This window comes from Spiroplasma attinicola (genome assembly GCF_023509825.1).
Taxonomy (GTDB): domain Bacteria; phylum Bacillota_I; class Bacilli_A; order Mycoplasmatales; family VBWQ01; genus Spiroplasma_D; species Spiroplasma_D attinicola.
Genome location: NZ_JAKQXY010000002.1, coordinates 183,970 through 200,506 on the forward strand (window position 1 = coordinate 183,970; position 16,537 = coordinate 200,506).

19 protein-coding genes are annotated in these 16,537 nt (G+C 24.8%); 4 read left to right on the forward strand and 15 right to left on the reverse strand.

Translation table 4 applies throughout. The features are described 5' to 3' along the window. Positions 1 to 101: 101 nt before the first annotated feature. The 5 genes from LT335_RS03890 to LT335_RS03910 form a co-directional block, all read right to left on the reverse strand. Positions 102 to 557: a hypothetical protein gene (locus LT335_RS03890; protein WP_249728785.1), complete on the reverse strand. Its 456-nt coding sequence runs from the start codon at positions 555 to 557 to the stop codon at positions 102 to 104. After that, positions 550 to 1,947 (reverse strand): Sapep family Mn(2+)-dependent dipeptidase, encoded by a 1,398-nt coding sequence (locus tag LT335_RS03895; RefSeq protein ID WP_249728786.1) that lies wholly within the window; start codon positions 1,945 to 1,947, stop codon positions 550 to 552. The genes LT335_RS03890 and LT335_RS03895 overlap by 8 nt, the downstream gene beginning before the upstream one ends. Positions 1,948 to 1,970: 23 nt before the next feature. Beyond that, a complete protein-coding gene (locus tag LT335_RS03900; protein ID WP_249728787.1) occupies positions 1,971 to 2,975 on the reverse strand; it encodes a hypothetical protein in 1,005 nt (334 codons plus the stop codon). A 4-nt stretch (positions 2,976 to 2,979) separates the two neighbouring features. After that, positions 2,980 to 3,753, reverse strand: coding sequence for a hypothetical protein (locus LT335_RS03905; RefSeq protein ID WP_249728788.1), 774 nt, complete (start codon positions 3,751 to 3,753; stop codon positions 2,980 to 2,982). Positions 3,754 to 3,856: 103 nt separating this feature from the next. Beyond that, positions 3,857 to 4,960, reverse strand: a complete 1,104-nt coding sequence (locus LT335_RS03910; protein WP_249728789.1) for an agmatine deiminase family protein — start codon at positions 4,958 to 4,960, stop codon at positions 3,857 to 3,859. A 233-nt stretch (positions 4,961 to 5,193) separates the two neighbouring features. Between LT335_RS03910 and LT335_RS03915 the strand changes: the two genes are divergently transcribed. Continuing rightward, positions 5,194 to 5,427 carry a hypothetical protein gene (locus LT335_RS03915; RefSeq protein ID WP_249728790.1) on the forward strand — a complete coding sequence of 78 codons (234 nt, stop codon included), beginning with the start codon at positions 5,194 to 5,196 and terminating at the stop codon, positions 5,425 to 5,427. A gap of 65 nt (positions 5,428 to 5,492) precedes the next feature. On the opposite strand, the gene LT335_RS03920 is transcribed toward LT335_RS03915, so the two are convergent. Continuing rightward, entirely contained in the window at positions 5,493 to 6,074 is a 582-nt protein-coding gene (locus LT335_RS03920) for a hypothetical protein (protein ID WP_249728791.1), read from the reverse strand. Between the two features lie 220 nt (positions 6,075 to 6,294). Here LT335_RS03920 and LT335_RS03925 point away from each other — a divergent pair, with 220 nt between their 5' ends. Next, a complete protein-coding gene (locus LT335_RS03925) occupies positions 6,295 to 6,660 on the forward strand; it encodes a hypothetical protein (protein ID WP_249728792.1) in 366 nt (121 codons plus the stop codon). A gap of 8 nt (positions 6,661 to 6,668) precedes the next feature. On the opposite strand, the gene rbfA is transcribed toward LT335_RS03925, so the two are convergent. From rbfA to rsmD, 9 genes are all read right to left on the reverse strand, one after another. Beyond that, positions 6,669 to 7,025: a 30S ribosome-binding factor RbfA gene (gene rbfA, locus LT335_RS03930; protein ID WP_249728793.1), complete on the reverse strand. Its 357-nt coding sequence runs from the start codon at positions 7,023 to 7,025 to the stop codon at positions 6,669 to 6,671. After that, positions 7,018 to 8,841: a translation initiation factor IF-2 gene (infB, locus tag LT335_RS03935; RefSeq protein ID WP_249728794.1), complete on the reverse strand. Its 1,824-nt coding sequence runs from the start codon at positions 8,839 to 8,841 to the stop codon at positions 7,018 to 7,020. The genes rbfA and infB overlap by 8 nt, the downstream gene beginning before the upstream one ends. Before the next feature lie 27 nt (positions 8,842 to 8,868). Beyond that, positions 8,869 to 9,159: an RNase P modulator RnpM gene (rnpM, locus tag LT335_RS03940; protein ID WP_249728795.1), complete on the reverse strand. Its 291-nt coding sequence runs from the start codon at positions 9,157 to 9,159 to the stop codon at positions 8,869 to 8,871. A 2-nt stretch (positions 9,160 to 9,161) separates the two neighbouring features. Next, positions 9,162 to 10,346, reverse strand: coding sequence for a transcription termination factor NusA (gene nusA / locus LT335_RS03945; RefSeq protein WP_249728796.1), 1,185 nt, complete (start codon positions 10,344 to 10,346; stop codon positions 9,162 to 9,164). A 137-nt stretch (positions 10,347 to 10,483) separates the two neighbouring features. Beyond that, positions 10,484 to 10,747, reverse strand: coding sequence for a cupin domain-containing protein (locus LT335_RS03950; RefSeq protein ID WP_249728797.1), 264 nt, complete (start codon positions 10,745 to 10,747; stop codon positions 10,484 to 10,486). A 59-nt stretch (positions 10,748 to 10,806) separates the two neighbouring features. Beyond that, positions 10,807 to 11,697, reverse strand: a complete 891-nt coding sequence (locus LT335_RS03955) for a hypothetical protein (protein WP_249728798.1) — start codon at positions 11,695 to 11,697, stop codon at positions 10,807 to 10,809. Positions 11,698 to 11,707: 10 nt separating this feature from the next. Continuing rightward, a complete protein-coding gene (locus LT335_RS03960) occupies positions 11,708 to 12,157 on the reverse strand; it encodes a Panacea domain-containing protein (RefSeq protein ID WP_249728799.1) in 450 nt (149 codons plus the stop codon). A gap of 212 nt (positions 12,158 to 12,369) precedes the next feature. Next, positions 12,370 to 12,951 carry a guanylate kinase gene (gene gmk / locus LT335_RS03965; protein ID WP_249728800.1) on the reverse strand — a complete coding sequence of 194 codons (582 nt, stop codon included), beginning with the start codon at positions 12,949 to 12,951 and terminating at the stop codon, positions 12,370 to 12,372. Between the two features lie 41 nt (positions 12,952 to 12,992). Further along, a complete protein-coding gene (rsmD, locus tag LT335_RS03970; RefSeq protein WP_249728801.1) occupies positions 12,993 to 13,553 on the reverse strand; it encodes a 16S rRNA (guanine(966)-N(2))-methyltransferase RsmD in 561 nt (186 codons plus the stop codon). Positions 13,554 to 13,880: 327 nt separating this feature from the next. On the opposite strand from rsmD, the gene def reads away from it, so the two are divergent. Together def and LT335_RS03980 are read left to right on the forward strand one after the other, a co-directional pair. Beyond that, entirely contained in the window at positions 13,881 to 14,471 is a 591-nt protein-coding gene (gene def, locus LT335_RS03975; protein WP_249728802.1) for a peptide deformylase, read from the forward strand. A 33-nt stretch (positions 14,472 to 14,504) separates the two neighbouring features. Next, entirely contained in the window at positions 14,505 to 16,241 is a 1,737-nt protein-coding gene (locus LT335_RS03980) for a ribonuclease J (RefSeq protein WP_249728803.1), read from the forward strand. The last annotated feature ends 296 nt before the right edge of the window (positions 16,242 to 16,537 follow it).

Here is a 16,537-nt window from a genome sequence, read left to right on the forward strand (position 1 = left end):
TTATTTTTTATATTTCTACATTTTATTATATTATAACTAATAATATTTTTTCTTTATTACATTTTAATAAAATTAAACAAAGAAAAAATAGTTTTATAAAACTATTTCTTGATTTGAGTTTTATTTTCTTCAAATTCTTGTAATTTTGCTCTTGCTTCAATTAACAAAACTTTTTTAGTTAATTCTCTGATTTTATCTTCTTTTTTACTATGTCTTTGACAAAATTTAACAGTTTCTATTGCTTTTCATAATAATTTACCAGTTTTAAAATTATTTACATTAATCATTGTTAATTCTTCAGTATCATTACTATTACTTAATAAAAAACTATTACATATTTTATTAGTTTCAGCAGTTAAGTTGGAAATTTGAATTTTTAAATGACTTCTTGATTTTTCAATCGCATTTTTACAATCGTTACATTGTCGTGCTATTTTTTGAATTTTACTTTCAATCTTCATTGCCTTTGTCATTTCTAATTGATAGAAATCACTTGCAGTCATTTTATTTTTCTTTAAATTAATATTAATCACAAAATTTTTAATAATACTAAACATGATTTAAACTACCTAAAGTAGCAATTGTTTGAAGATAAATTAACATTGCTTGTCATAAATCTTTCAAACTAATTGCTTCATTATATTGGTGCTCAGTTGAAATGCTATCATCAAAAATTGCACCAAATGCAACACAATTAGGCATTGATCGAGCATAAGTTCCACCACCAATGGCAATTGGTTTTGCTGTTTTATCTTTAGTTACTGTTTGATAAATACCCATTAAAGCAGTAACTAGTGGTGAATCAATTGGGATATACAATGCTTTATCATATTTTTTAACTTCAACTGTTAAATGATAAGGTATTAATAATTCTTTGATTTTATTTAAAATCACTTCTTGCTTTGTATGAACGGGAAATCTAATATTACATCCTAATTTTGAAATATTTTCATTAATTATTACAATCCCAACATTAATCGTAAAACTACCTGATTCATCATCATATTGACCAAAATATTTTGTTAAAGCAGTATCTTCTTGTAAAACATCACTAACAAAATTAATTAATGGATGGTCATAACCTAATGCTTTTAAAATTAATAAAGTTCTTAAACCAGCATTAATGCCATCTTTTGGTTTTGAACCATGAGCAGATTTTCCATGAATAATTATTTGTTGATTTTGTTTTTCAACACGATAACCTTTTGTTTGAGCAAGTTGATAAAACTTATCTAAATTAATATTCTCTGTTGTACAAGTTGAACAAGTAACATTATAGGCTTCACCACCATTAACTTTGATTTTTTTATTACCAGCACCAACAATATCAAGATTAATAATGCCTTTTTCAGCATAAGTTAAAGGAAATAAACCATCTGGTGTAAAACCAAAGTTAGGTGTTCCTTCTTTTGTCATATAAGTTTTAATTGAATCTCAAGTTGTTTCTTCAGTCAAACCAAAGATTAGTCTAATTCGTCTTTTTGGTTGATAATTATGATCTTTTAAGTATTTTAAACAATATAAAACAATAATTGTTGGTCCTTTATCATCTAAAACACCACGACCATATAAAATATCATTAATAATTTTCGGTTGAAATGGTGGTATTTCTCATTCTTCAAGGTTACCAGGCGGTACAACATCTAAATGACCCAAAATTGCAAAGATTTCTTGACCTTGACCATACTCAACATAACCATATTTATTATTTGAATCACAATAAATTTTAAATCCTAATGATTTAGCTAAATCAAGGGCATAATGTAATACTTGTTTAACTCCTTGACCATAAGGAGCATCCTTTGTTTTAGTCCCAGAATATGATGGAATACTAACAATTGCTTTAATTTTTTCAATTGCTGCTGGAAAATATTTATCTTTCAATAATTGTTCATCAATTTTTATTGTTTGTTTAAAATCTTTTGCTTTTCTTGCAATAGAACTCATATTTCTATCCTCTTTCATAAAACCTATACATTTATGATAGCAAGCAAAATATCGTTTAACAAGTTTCACCCTTGATTTGTTGCTTGTAAAGCATTGTTTTCAATTATTAATTTATTAGCTTTAATTAATTTATTAAGTATTTTTGAAAAACTATTAAAAGCTAATAAATTATCATTTTCTAAAACTAAACCAGTTTTTAACATTAGACCTTGAATAATTAATAATTGATAATACTGATTTTTATTTAAAGTTTGCTTGATTTTTTTTCAATTAATTTCATTAGTATTATTAATTGTCATTATTTTATCTTTTATAATAAAAAAACTACCGGCATTTGGACCTAAACCATATCAATTTTTCAACTGTAAATAAGCTAAAGTTTGTTGTGAATAATAATTATTACTTAATGCGAAACTAAAAAATTCATAATTATTATAGTGATATTTACTTAAAAAATTATTTATTAATTTTTTATTATTTAAATTATGAACATCATTATGACTTTGATAACTAATATGAGGAGCATTTAATGATCAAGCAATATTTAAATCATTAATAATATCTCTTTCTGTTTGTGATTTAAGATTATCTTCAAAGTCACAAGAAAAATTATTGAAACCAAGTTCTAAACTAGTATTAATTAATGACAAAATTTCATTAGCATTAAAACTTTGATTAACACCTTTTAATAAATTATTATTAAAAGTTCTAATTTTTCAAATTAAACGGTTAATTTTAAATCTTTTTAAAAGTTCTAATTGTTCGTTTTTTAAAGTTTGATAACCAATCTCAAAACTATATTCAATTAAATCACTACCAATAATTGAATTAATTAAAGTCAAAAATTCTCTTAATTGTTCATTAGTTAAAAAAATACTATCATTTGTTGCAATATAAATTGTTTTAACTGCTAAATGATAGTCATTTTTTAATTTTGAAAATTCTTTTTTAAAATGTGAAAAATAATTAATAAAATTTAGCTCTTGATCAAGAGCTAAATTGATAAATAAGTGTTCAATATCATTCATTCAATTATTCACTAATGTTAAAATCTAAATTAACATTTTCTTCATTTTGATAAATTTTAATATTATCTGTTATTTCTTTAGTGTTCTTAATACTTGAAGCTGGCACAATTACTCTAATTGTTGCTAAAGTTTTAGGAACTAAATTATTAGTACTAGGACTTACAATCTTATTTTCAACAATAGGTTGAGATTTTAAATTAGTATTAGCAGCAATTTGAACTGGTTTAATTAATTCTTTTGCTACTTTTTTTTCTTCTTTAATTTTTACTTTATTGCTAACAAAAATTAAATTAACTAAACTAGCAATAATCCCAATTAATGAGAATAACATTATTAAATAAAATGGAATAACAACAATTAAATTTTCTTTGGCAAAGAAGGAAATATCACCAATTAAAACATGTTTTTTAATAATATAAAGGTTAGCAAATAATCCAAATCCAAAAATTCCCATTGTTAAAATTAAATTTAAGAAAGAAAAAATATTATTAGTAGTATTTTTATGTTTAATAAAAATTAATGGTAAAGAAAAAGATAATGCAAGACCGGCGAAAGTAAAAATAATTGCACTAAATCCTCAAAAACCAAGAACAAATAAATCATTTTGTAAAAAACTTAGAAACTTTTCAAGAGTATCACGAGCATGATTAAGATTAAATCACAGTAATCAACTAACAATTAAAGTTACACAAACTAATAATAATGACGAAATTAATAATCAACGAATAAAAGCATTAGTCTTTGGTAATTCAATTAATTTTTTTTCATTTTTTTCCATATAAAGGCCCCGTTTCATATTTTTCTAAATTATACACCTGAAAAAGAAAAAACCATAAATAATTTTCAAAAAAAACTAACTTTATTTATGATTTTTTTGCTTTTTATGTATATTTATTTTGATGGCAAATAATACTATGAAGATTAGCATGACCAAGAATTAATTCTCGTGTGTTAATTAAAATAATTCTTCTGTCAGGAAACACTTTTGATAAAACATTCAATGCTTGTTCTTCTGATTCTTTATCATTAAAAGTTGGAACTAAAACTGCTTTATTAGTTAAATATAAATTTGTATAACTACCAGTTAAAACTTGATCAAAAGAATTTGGACTATGATTAACATTATAATCAATCATTTCTGTTTCTTTTTCAGTTCGATTTGCAATTTTTGGTAATAAAACTTTTAAAATTTTATATCTTTGTCCGTAAGCATTAAGTGCTTTTTTTAAAATTTTTTCTGTTTCAAGTACAACTTGATAACGGTCATCGTAACTATTATCAGTTCAACTTAATAAAATTGTTGTTTCATCTACTAAGGTTAATAAATTATTTAACCGACCTTTTGTTAAATCAAAAGGTAAACCAAATGGCAATCAAATTACTTGAACAACATTTAAATATTGTTTTAAATAATCTTCAGCTTGTTCTTTTGTCAAATTAGGATTACGAATTTCTGATAAAATCCCTTCTTCACTAGCAAAACAAGTTCCATTACCATCTAATAAAATCATTCCTCATTCTAAAATGATTGGTAATTCATAATAATTAATATTTTCTAATTCAAAAAGTTTATAACTTAACATATCATCGTCATGTCACGGATAGTAAAGACCATAGGTGCTGCCACCTCAAGCATTAAAACTAGCTTTTAAACCACGAATTTCTTTTGTTTCAGGATTAACTAAAAACAAAGGACCAAAGTCACGAAGCAAACTATCATTAGTTGTTATCTCAACTACTTTGATTTTCTCGTTTAATTGACTGCGAGCATTTTGAAATTGATGCTTACTAACTATAACGGTGATATTTTCATATTTAATTAAAGTATTAGCGATTGAAACAATAAGTTTTTGAATTGGTTTAGCACCCATTCGTCAGTTATCAGTTCTTTCTGGTCAAATAATTCATGCTTGTTTATGTTCTAGAAACTCTGCAGAAGCCTGAAAATTATCATTGCTTGGCACACTAAAAAATCTTTTTGCCATAGTAGCACTCCTTTCGTGCTACTGAATAGTTTCTCTTTAATATTTCAAAATCCTTTTTATATAAATAACAAATAAATTATAAATAAGATTAACTTAAATAACAAGATTTAATTTCATTAAATAAAAAAAGAATATTCTAAAAGGTTATCAACGATTGACAAAATTATTTGAGATAACTCTAAATGAAATATATAATAAATCTAAATAAAACTTATTATAAGGAGTAAAGATAAATGAACATATTAATTACAATCATGATTTTATTAATTATTATTGTTAGTACTATTATTGGATTTGTATTAATAATACAAATCATTAAATTAGTAAATCAGCTTATAAAATATTTTAAATTATCAAATATCAAATTAAAATTAGAATTAGGAATTAAAGAAAATCCAGTAGAAATTAAAGTAAATGAAGAAAATAATGAAATAACTACTGAAAGTTCTGAAACTGGGTGACTATAAAAAATATAAAAGAAACATCTTTAATTAGATGTTTCTTTTATATAAAATTATCAATTTAATTAAAGTTAAGTCAAAAATTCAAAATGATATTCAAATGAATTAATAGATATACCTGCTGCTGAAAATGCTCGATTTGATACATTGCCATTTGCTCAAACTCAAATTCAATCTCAAAGAAAAATGCCTGCTTCAGTAACTGTGACATTCCATGCTCATTCATGATCTGATAATCTATTGTCTCCACTATGATATCGTTCATTTTCATAGTAACCTTCTTTTTTAGCATTTAAATCTGTTACTACCAAATCTTCCGTTGAATTAAAAACACCTGAATTTCCAATCCCTGAATTATCTGCATATCAATAATTTATATATAATCTTATTCAAGACCTTGTAAAATCCATTTTTGAAAGCATGGTTTTATTAATTTGAATATCACTTCATTCAAAAGTACTAGATGTTTCGACACTAGTTTGTTGTGATTTGCCCTTTATAGCATCACTAATGTTTTCTTGAATTGTTACATTAGCTTGTTTTGTTCCTGAAAAAATGGTTTGTTTTTCAACAGCAATTTCGCTTTTTGGTAAGGAAGCGATTGATGATAAACCTAAACTAGTAATTGCTAAACTTGTTAACATTAATTTCATTTTTTACACTACCCTTCTTTTTGCCATAACCCTTAATTAATCATGATTTAATTAAATTATAACAAAACTATAAGCAATTACTATCTTCAGAAAAATCTTTATTTTCTAATTTAAATTATCAATTTAATGTAAATTAAATTTAATAACATATATAATAAATAATCATAATAAATAAAAGGGAACAAATAATTAAATAATAAAACTAAGGGGGAATTAGTTAATGCTTAAAAATTGAAATAAAAAATTAAGCGAAATTATGAAATTAAAAGAATATAAAAAAATCAATATGATTAGAATTCATTATAATAAAAATTGAACTAATCATTTTGAAGAACATACTGATAATGATGATTGCTTTGAAATGATATTAGATTATCCTAATAACGATATTGTTGAATTCAAAGATGGATCAGCAGATCCTAATTATGGTGCTTATAATGGTAAATTTAATAATCATAAAGTATTATGAGCAACTTCATTAATTCTAAATAAAGGAGAATGAGAAAATTATCCTGATATTATTGACCATATTCTCAATATCTATTTAACTGATTCAGAAATTAAGCAAGAAAAAGCACCTAATTAAAGGTGCTATTATTTATCTTTTTCGGTTTTTAATTTATCTAAAATTGTTTCAATGCGATTTGCTGATTCAATTGTATTATCATATTTAAATCTAATTTGTGGAACTTTATAAGTACTACTAATTTGAGCTAATTCGTGACGACAAAATCCTCTAACATTTTCTAATTCTTTAGAAATTTGACTAACTTCTTCTTGATTTTGATGATAAAGATATCACATCACAGTTGCATAACTTAAATCATTTGTTACCTTAACATCTGTAATTGTAATATTAGAAAACTTTGGATTTTTAGCTTTAACTTTTAAAATCTTAGTAATTTCAATCTTAAGTCATTTTTCAGTACGAGCAAGTTTTGGATTAACCATTATTTTTAACCTCTTCAATGATATAAGCTTCAATGATGTCATCTTCTTTTAAATCATTATAGTTTTTAACTGTAATTCCACACTCAAAGCCTTTTTTAACCGATTTTAAATCTTCTTTTTCGTGTTTTAAACTATTAATTTCGCCACTATAAATAACAATATCATTTCGTAAAATTCTTACTTTACTATTACGAGTAATCATACCATCAATTACTAAACAACCAGCAATTGTTCCAACCTTTGAATAATGGAATAATCTTACAACTCGGGCTTGACCTAATACTTTTTCTTCATATTCAGGTGCTAATAATCCCTTAGCAGCATTTTCTAATTCTTCAGTTAATTTATAAATAACATTATGTAATCTAATTTCAATCTTAGCATCTTGAGCAGCATCACGAACAATATGATTTGGTCTAACATTAAAACCATAAATAACACTATTTGATGCAACAGCTAAAGTTACATCTGACTCAGTAATACCACCAACACCAGCACGAATTAATTTAACTTGAATGTCTTTAACTTTAATCTTAGTTAATGCTTGAATTAAAGCTTGTAATGACCCTTGAGTATCAGCTTTAAGAATAATATTAATTTGCTTTAACTCACCACTAGAAGCTTCTTGAGCAATATTGCCTAAACTAATTTGTTTTTTAAGTTGTTCATCTTGTTGTCTTGCTGATGCAACCTTTTTGGCAATCTTTTCATCATTAAAGACCATAAATAATTCACCAGGAGTTGGAGCACTTTCAAACCCTAAAACTTGAATAACAGCAGAAGGAGTTGCTTGTTTAACATCTTTTCCTAAATCACTTGTCATTTTTTTGATTTTACCTTTAATTGCTCCTGCAACAATAATATCTTTAACATTCAAAGTACCACCTTGAACTAATAAAGTGCAAACTGAACCAATATTTTTATCATAATGTGATTCAATTACTGTGCCATTAGCAAAACGATTTGGATTTGCTTTTAACTCTTTAACATCAGCAACAAGTAAAATTGCTTCTAATAACTCATCAATTCCTTGATGTTTTAAAGCACTACCATAAACAAAGATTGTATCTCCGCCTCATTCTTCACTAGTTAAACCAAAATTAGATAATTCAGAAAGTACCTTATCTTTATTAATTCCAGGTTTATCAATTTTATTAACAAAAACAATAATTTCAACATTAGCTGCTTTAGCATGATCAATTGCTTCTTTAGTTTGTGGCATTACACCATCATCAGCAGCAACTACTAAAATAACAATATCAGTAATTTTTGATCCTCTTGCTCGCATTTCAGTAAATGCTTCGTGACCTGGAGTATCAATAAAGGTAATTTTTTTGCCTTCTTTAGTTCTCACTTGATAAGCACCTATATGTTGGGTAATTCCACCATGTTCTTGTTTAGTAACATTTGAATTACGAATAGTATCTAATAAAGTAGTTTTACCATGATCAACATGTCCCATAATTGTTACTACAGGCGGTCTTGGCAATAAGTTTTCTGGTTTATCATCAAATTCAACTGTTTCTAAAATATTTTCATAAGTAACATTTTTAGTTTTTTTAAAATCAAAACCAAATTCAAGACACACTTCTGCCATCAATTCTTCATTTAATAATTGATTTTGATTATACATTTTACCGTGTTTCATAAAATATTTAATGATATCAACAATTGAAATATTTAAAGCATTAGCTAACTGTGCAATAGTTAACGGTTCTTGAAAGACAAAAACTCCTTTTTCATCAACATGAGCTGTTTGTTGTTTCAATTGTTGACTAATATTTTTTACTTGTTTTGAATCTTGTTTTTTAGCCATAACTATCACCTTTCTATTATTTATTTTTTAATCTCAATAATTTTCAATTGTTGAAATTATCGTTTGATAAATTTCATCAGTAATTTCAATTGCTAAAGCTCTTTCTAAATTTTTGCTTACTTTTGCTTTAGTAATTAAATCAATTTTTGGTTGAATGTAAGCACCATGACCATTGGCTTTGCCACTAAGATCAACAAATACTTTACCTTCATTATTTTTAACAATTCGAATTAATTCTCGCTTTGGTAAAATTTGATTGGTAAGAACACATTTACGCATTGGAATTTTTTTTCGCAGTTTTAAAGGAACTTTTGTCATAATTATTTTCTAAATTGATTTTGTCTAAAACTATTTTTATTTCTTAAATTAGTTACAAATTGATCGTAATCTTCTAATTTTAAATTCCCATTTCAATTAAATTTAATATTATCTTTTTGTGCTTGTTCTAAAGAAATAATATTAATTTTTCAATGTGTTAAACGAGCAACAAGTTTTGCTGCCATACCATTTTTTCCAATTGCTAAAGAAAATTGTTCAGTTGGCACAATGACATCTGCTTGTTGTTCTTTTTCATTAATTGAAATACTAATAACTTTTGCTGGTGCTAAAGCATTAATAATAAAGTTAGAAATATTTTCATCATAAAGAATAACATCAATTTTTTCGCCATTTAATTCTTTTGAAATTGTTTGAATTCTTGAACCTTTTGGTCCAATACATGCTCCAACAGCATCAATTGTATTATCATTACTAATGATAGCAACTTTGGCACGAACACCTGGAATTCTTGCTACTTCTTTAATCTCAATTACATTTTTTCCATCAGGATTTAATTGATTAAATTCTGGAACTTCTAATTCTAATAAACGACTTAAAAAACCAGAATGAGTTCTTGATGCCAGAATTTGACCATAATTTTTATTTTTAATAATATCTTCAAGATAAAACTTAATATGATTATTTGGTTCATTAATACTAAAAGTTTCACCTAGAATTTGGTTTTTCTTTGGTAAATAAGCATACGCTCTACCAATTTTAATTAAACAATATGTATCTTCAACAGTTTCTACCTTACCAATTAAGATTGTTCCTTGTTTATCAATAAATTCATCATAAATTGAATTTTTTTCTGCTTCTCTAATTGATTGTTTAAAGATTTGAATTGCTTGAGAAATTGCTAAACGACCAAATTTATCAGTTGGAATTTCTTCAACATAAATATCACCAATTGTTAAATCGGGATTTTCTGCTTTAACTTGACTTAAAGCAATTTCTAAATCAGGTTCTTCTACTTTAGCAACCACTGTTAAATTCTTAAACATGGTAATTTTGCCTTGGTCTTGATCAATTTCAACTCTAACATTGTCTAACATTTCATGAGTTTCTTTTTCATAAGCTTTTAGTAAGCCTTCTTTTAATGCTTGATAAATAACTTGTGGTTCAATTTGTTTTTCTTTTGCAATATTTTCAATTTCTTCAAGAATCATTTTATTCTTATCAGTCATATTTGTCCTCCTTGTTAAATTTTTAAATAAATAAAACCAAAAAAATAAGAAAGACAGCATTCGCTGTCTTAGACATAACTTTCTTTTACTTATATATTATAGTAAAAAATGAGGTAAAAAGCAACTAACTTTAAGATTTATTTTGAAACTTCATTATAATATTCGTTCGTTACTGGTTCCATTCAAACAACTGCTTCATTACTAGGTGCATACATAACAACTAAATGTGAAAATGATGAATTATGACTTGCTCCATTTCAATGCTTAACATTCGGTTGACACTTTATAAGATCATCTTGTTTTAAGATAACAACTTTTTTATTTTCTTCTTTATAAGAGTCAATCTTATCAATAGCAATTAAAAATTTGTCTCTATTAAGAATATGTATTATCTCCTGCATTTCTTTACCAATTTTAAAAGAATTATTTGATATTAATTAAAATTAGATACTTTTTAAATTTATCAAGATTGATTTATACATTCATTAATAATTAAATATTGAGAAGAATTACAAAAATTACTATCATTTTTATTATGAATTTCACATTTTTTAATTGCTTTTTGCAAAATTATAGCTTTTTGCTTAAGAGATTTATCAATACTTTTTAACTTATCTAAAACTTTATCAATATAATCTTTTGTTAACAAATCATCAATATTTTGTAATAATTCAATTGTACGAAATATAGCAAAAGAATCTAAAATTTTATCTTTTAATAAAGACATAATACTTTCTCCAAATTTAATCTCTGCCTGCTTTTTATCTTTATTCATATTTTTAATATAAATATCTATTATTGTAATTAATTCTTCTTCTCTTATTTTAAATTTATATTTAAAATTAGAAAAAAATTTTTCAATTGCTTTCATTCTCTTATTGATATAAACCATTGAATTACTTATTTGCTTAGATATGTATATAGAAGGTAAAGTACTATTTCCTATGAAAATATCAAAATAATGTAATCCAAAATATTCATCGAATGTATTTACAATCAATCTTATTTCAGAGATAGATTCAAATTTTAAGTATTCAATTTTTTCAAGAATATCTTTAATTAATTTATGTGATTTTGTAAAATCTTGAATATAATGTTCTATTTTACTAATTCTAATATCTTTTCTAATTTGATAATTTGCTCAATAAAAACCAAAAATTAAAGTACTAATTGTTAATAAGCTTCCTACAGAAAAATCAAAAATACTACCATTAATATTTCGTTCTAAGGCGGGAATTGCTTCAATAATAATTCTAAATACTACTAAAATTAAATTAAAAATAAAAAAAATAAATGAAGCAAAAAATCAAGGATTAAATTTTACCTTAAATTTAAAATTATTTTGACACATATATTAATACCTATTTAAATTTTATAGTTGCCTTTATATTCATTATATTCGTTGATGATTCAAAAGGACCAAGGTCTTTTCTAGCATTTATTCATGATTTTTCTTTATGCGTTTTTTTAACCAATTCAAAAACATCTAAATTACCATATTTTTGACTAATTTCATCCAAAAATATTTTAACTTTTTTTCTACTGTTAAAATAATCATTAACTTCCTCGAAGTCATTATCCCCTAAAATTTTATAAAAATTCTTGTATACATTTGGTAAGACTGGTCCATAAATTCAAGCTTGAAAATTATCATCAAATAACTCTAATTTATTTTTTTGATAATAATCCTTATAAGCAAAAAATAATAACTTTTGTAACTTTAAATTACTCATATCATTCGTATTATAGAATAAGTATTTTGCAATCATCATAACATCTAAATTTGACTCAATTTTATCATTATTAGCCATAAACTTCGCCTTCTTTCTATAAATTTAGATTTACAAACTATAAAAAATAATAATTATATATAATACTTGTATATTTTTATTATACATTTTTCAAAAATAACGACCGTAATTATCATTTTCTTATCATTATCTTAACATCAAAATAAGAAATCTTACCCTTCTTTTTTTATTTTTTAAAACCTTAAAACGATAATATTTTCATATAATCAGACTTAAAGTTTAATATGTTTCTTAATAATCTTTTTAACTTCTTTTACTGTATGCTCTAAAACATCATTCACAACAACATAATCATACTTATCTTGTAACTTAAACTCTTCTTTTGCTTTATTTAATCGTTCTTCAATCACTGCTTTTGGTTCAGTTGCTCGTAAACGAATTCTTTCTTCCAAAACTTTAAAAGTTGGGGGCATAATAAAAATACTAAAAGCAGATTTGCGATCAGGATAGTTTCTCATAACTTGTTTTGCTCCATCTGCTTCAATTTCTAAAATAACATTGTAACCATCTGCTTGTAACTGTTGAACATAACTCTTGCTTGTACCATAATAATTGTTAATAAATTTAGTATATTCTAAAAAATCATTATGTTTAATCTTTGCTTCAAATTCTGCTTTAGTAACAAAAAAATAATTTATATCAGGAACTTCATAATTTCTTGGTTGTCTTGTTGTATAAGATACTGAATAAGCTAAATTTAAACTTTTATCTTTAAAAAGTTCATTAATAACTGCTCCTTTACCAACACCACTTGGTCCAGAAATAATTATTAACATACCTTCTTTATTACTCATTATTACCTCTTTCTCTTTTATTTGTTCTTATTTGTATTAGTTTAGTCATTTATTTGATATTGAATAATTTTAATATATATTTTACCGTATTTTTTATCTGAAATTGTTTTTAATTGTGAATTTAATTGTAAATTTTGTAAAATAACATTTGTTTCTAAAATTATTAAAGCATCAGGATTTAATAAATCATTTTCTCAACAATAATTAATAATTCATTGTTGACAATCAACGTTTGCAAAAGGCGGATCAATAAATAATAAATCAATCTTGCTACTAAATTTTTTAAAAAAAGTTTGATAATCAAAATTACTTACTAATGTTACTTGATTTAAACGACAATTATCAATATTTTTTTGAATTATTTTACATGCTTCAAGATTAATATCGTTAATGTAAGCAAACTTAGCATTCCGCGATAAACTTTCTAAAGCTAAACTGCCACTACCACCAAAAACATCAACAATAACTAGTCCTTCAAACTGACAATAATTTTGTAAAATATTAAAAATATTTTCTTTAATTCTTGTTAAAGTTGGTCGGGTATCTTTTCCTTCTAAAGTAATTAATTTTTTACCTTTTAATTTTCCGGCAATAATATTCATTTATTGTAAATTCTTCTTTCCAAAAATTATTATTTGTTAAATAATTATAAAACTAAAAAACTATAATAATATTTTTTTCTAGTTTTTAATAAAATAAAAATGTATAATACACAATACTTATTAATCATCAAAAACATTTTTACTATAGAAAAATAATTTTACGATATAATTAATTTAATAAAGAGCGAAAATTTTAATTTAATTAATTAAATTAAAACTTTAAAAAAGGAAACTTTTATATTAATATAATAATTTGTTAAAACAATTTAATCAATACTGATAAACAATTTAAGAAATATCAATAAAAAGAAAATTAAGGAATATTTTATGTTAAAACTATTACAAAAGGAAATGCCAACTGCTAAATGAATTGTCAAAGACAATCAAACAACATTATTATCAGAATGTAAAAAAATAACATTACCTTTAAATCAAGCTGATGAATTAATAATGCAAAAATTAATTGATTGAGTTCGTGTCTCACAAGATGAAAAATTAAATCAAAATCACGAAATGATTGAAGCCATTGGCATTGCTGCACCACAAATTGGAGCAAATGTTAATATGTATTATATTTTGGTACCAATTTTTGAAGAAAAAAGTAAAAAAACAAATTACTTTGAACATGCTTTAATTAATCCAAAAATTATTGCTCGCTCAGAGCAAATTGCTGCTTTAAAACATGGTGAAGGTTGTTTAAGTGTTGATAATAAACATGAAGGGTTAGTACCAAGAAGTTATAAAATTCATGTTACTGGTTATGACTATTTAAAGAAAAAAGATATTAATTTAATAGTTAGAGGATATGAAGCAATTGTTTTTCAACATGAACAAGATCACCTAGAAAAAAAGTTGTATTATCATCACATTAATAAAAATCATCCTTGATTAAAAGAAGCAAATTGAATTATTATTTAAGATAAAAAATCAAAAAAATATTAGGAGAAAAAAATGAATCAAGAATCAAAAATAAATAATAAAGTAATTAATCAAATAAAACCAAATAACTCTCACCCAACAGCAACAAAAATCTTTGCTCTTGGTGGTTTAGAAGAAGTTGGAAAAAATACTTATGTGATTGAACAAAATAATGAAATTATTTTAATTGATGCTGGAGTTAAATTTCCTGATGCGACTATGCCAGGAATTGAAGCAGTAATTCCTGATTATAGTTATTTAAAAGAGCATAAAACTAAAATTAAAGCAATTTTTATTACTCATGGCCATGAAGATCATATTGGTGGTATCCCTTACTTATTAAAAGAAGTTGACACAATTCCAAAAATTTATGCTCCAAAATTAGCATCAGCATTAATTCGGTATAAATTAAAAGATAAAAGTGTTAAAACAAAAACTAAAATTGAAATTATTGATAATACTTCAATTATTAAAACCCATAATTTTACTGTAAACTTCTTTGCTGTTAATCATTCAATTCCTGATGCTTTTGGTGTTTGTGTTAAAACATCAAACGGAACAATTGTTTCAACTGGTGATTACAAATTTGATTGAACTCCTTTAGGTCATAACGCTGATTTAGAAAAAATGGCACAAATGGGTAAAGATGGTACAACTTTATTTTTAGCAGATTCAACTAATGCCGAAGTTTCTGGTTATACAATGACTGAAACAATTGTAGTAAAAAGAATTAGTGAATTATTTTCTAAAGCTAAAGGTAGAATTTTAATCTCAACTTTTGCTTCTAACGTTCATAGAATTCAGCAAATTATTGAAGTTGCGACAAAACATCAAAGAAAAGTAATTGTTCAAGGTCGTAGTTTAGAAAGAATTATTAGCGTTATCCGTCAAATGGGTCATTTAAAAGTAAGAGATGATGCTTTTATTAAACCTGATGAAGCAAAAAGACTACCTAATAATCAAGTTGTAATTTTATGTACCGGTTCACAAGGAGAACCTTTAGCTGCTCTTTCGCGAATTGCCAATCGTGAACATCGACAAATTAGAATTATTCCAGGTGATACAGTAATCTTTTCTTCTTCTGCTATTCCTGGTAATAAACTTGATGTTGAACGAGTTATTAATAAGTTAACAAGATTAAATGCCATTGTTGAAGAAAATTCACCATTAAATTGATTACATACTTCTGGACACGCTTCACAAGAAGAACAAAAATTAATGTTAAGTTTAATTAAGCCAAAATACTTTATGCCAATGCACGGGGATTATCGTATGTTAAAAACTCATAAAGAAACAGCTGTTTCAGTTGGTGTTAAAGCAGATAATATTTTCATTTGTGCTAATGGTGATACTATTATTATGGAAAAAGGACAGTGTCATTTAAGTAATAAACGCATTAATGCTGATCCAGTTTATGTTGATGGTGGTAAAGATATGTCAGAAATTACCACAACGGCAATTATTCGTGACCGACAAATTCTTTCAAAAGAAGGATTAATTGCGATTGTTGTTTCAATTGATTCACAAAACAATAAATTATTAGCACCGCCAACATTCATTTCTCGTGGTTCTTTCTATGTTCGTGATTCAGCACCACTAGTTGCTGAATCAATTGCAATTGTTACTAGAGCAATTAATGATGTTTTAAAAAGTGATAAAGTTACTTTTGCAATTTTAAAAAATACTATTAAGTCAAATTTAGCACCATTTATTTTTAAGAAAAAAAGAAGAAACCCACTAATTATTCCCGTAATTTTAAATAAAAAATAAGCAAAAATTGAAATGCACCCAAAAAGTAGTAAGTATTAAAAAAGTACTTATCACTTTGGGTGCACTTTATTTTTTATAAGACTTTTTTAAAATTTTCAAAAATTATTGCTGCTTTATTACTGATAATGATAAAATAATTCAGTTAAATTAGGTTATTTTTTTATTAAATACAACCAAATATGACAAAAAGATTAAAAAAATGTACGATAAAAACAAGGTTTGTGTTATATTATTATTAACACTTTTAATAAGAAATATTAAAAAACAGCAAATAATTTAGAAAGAGAGAAAAAAGC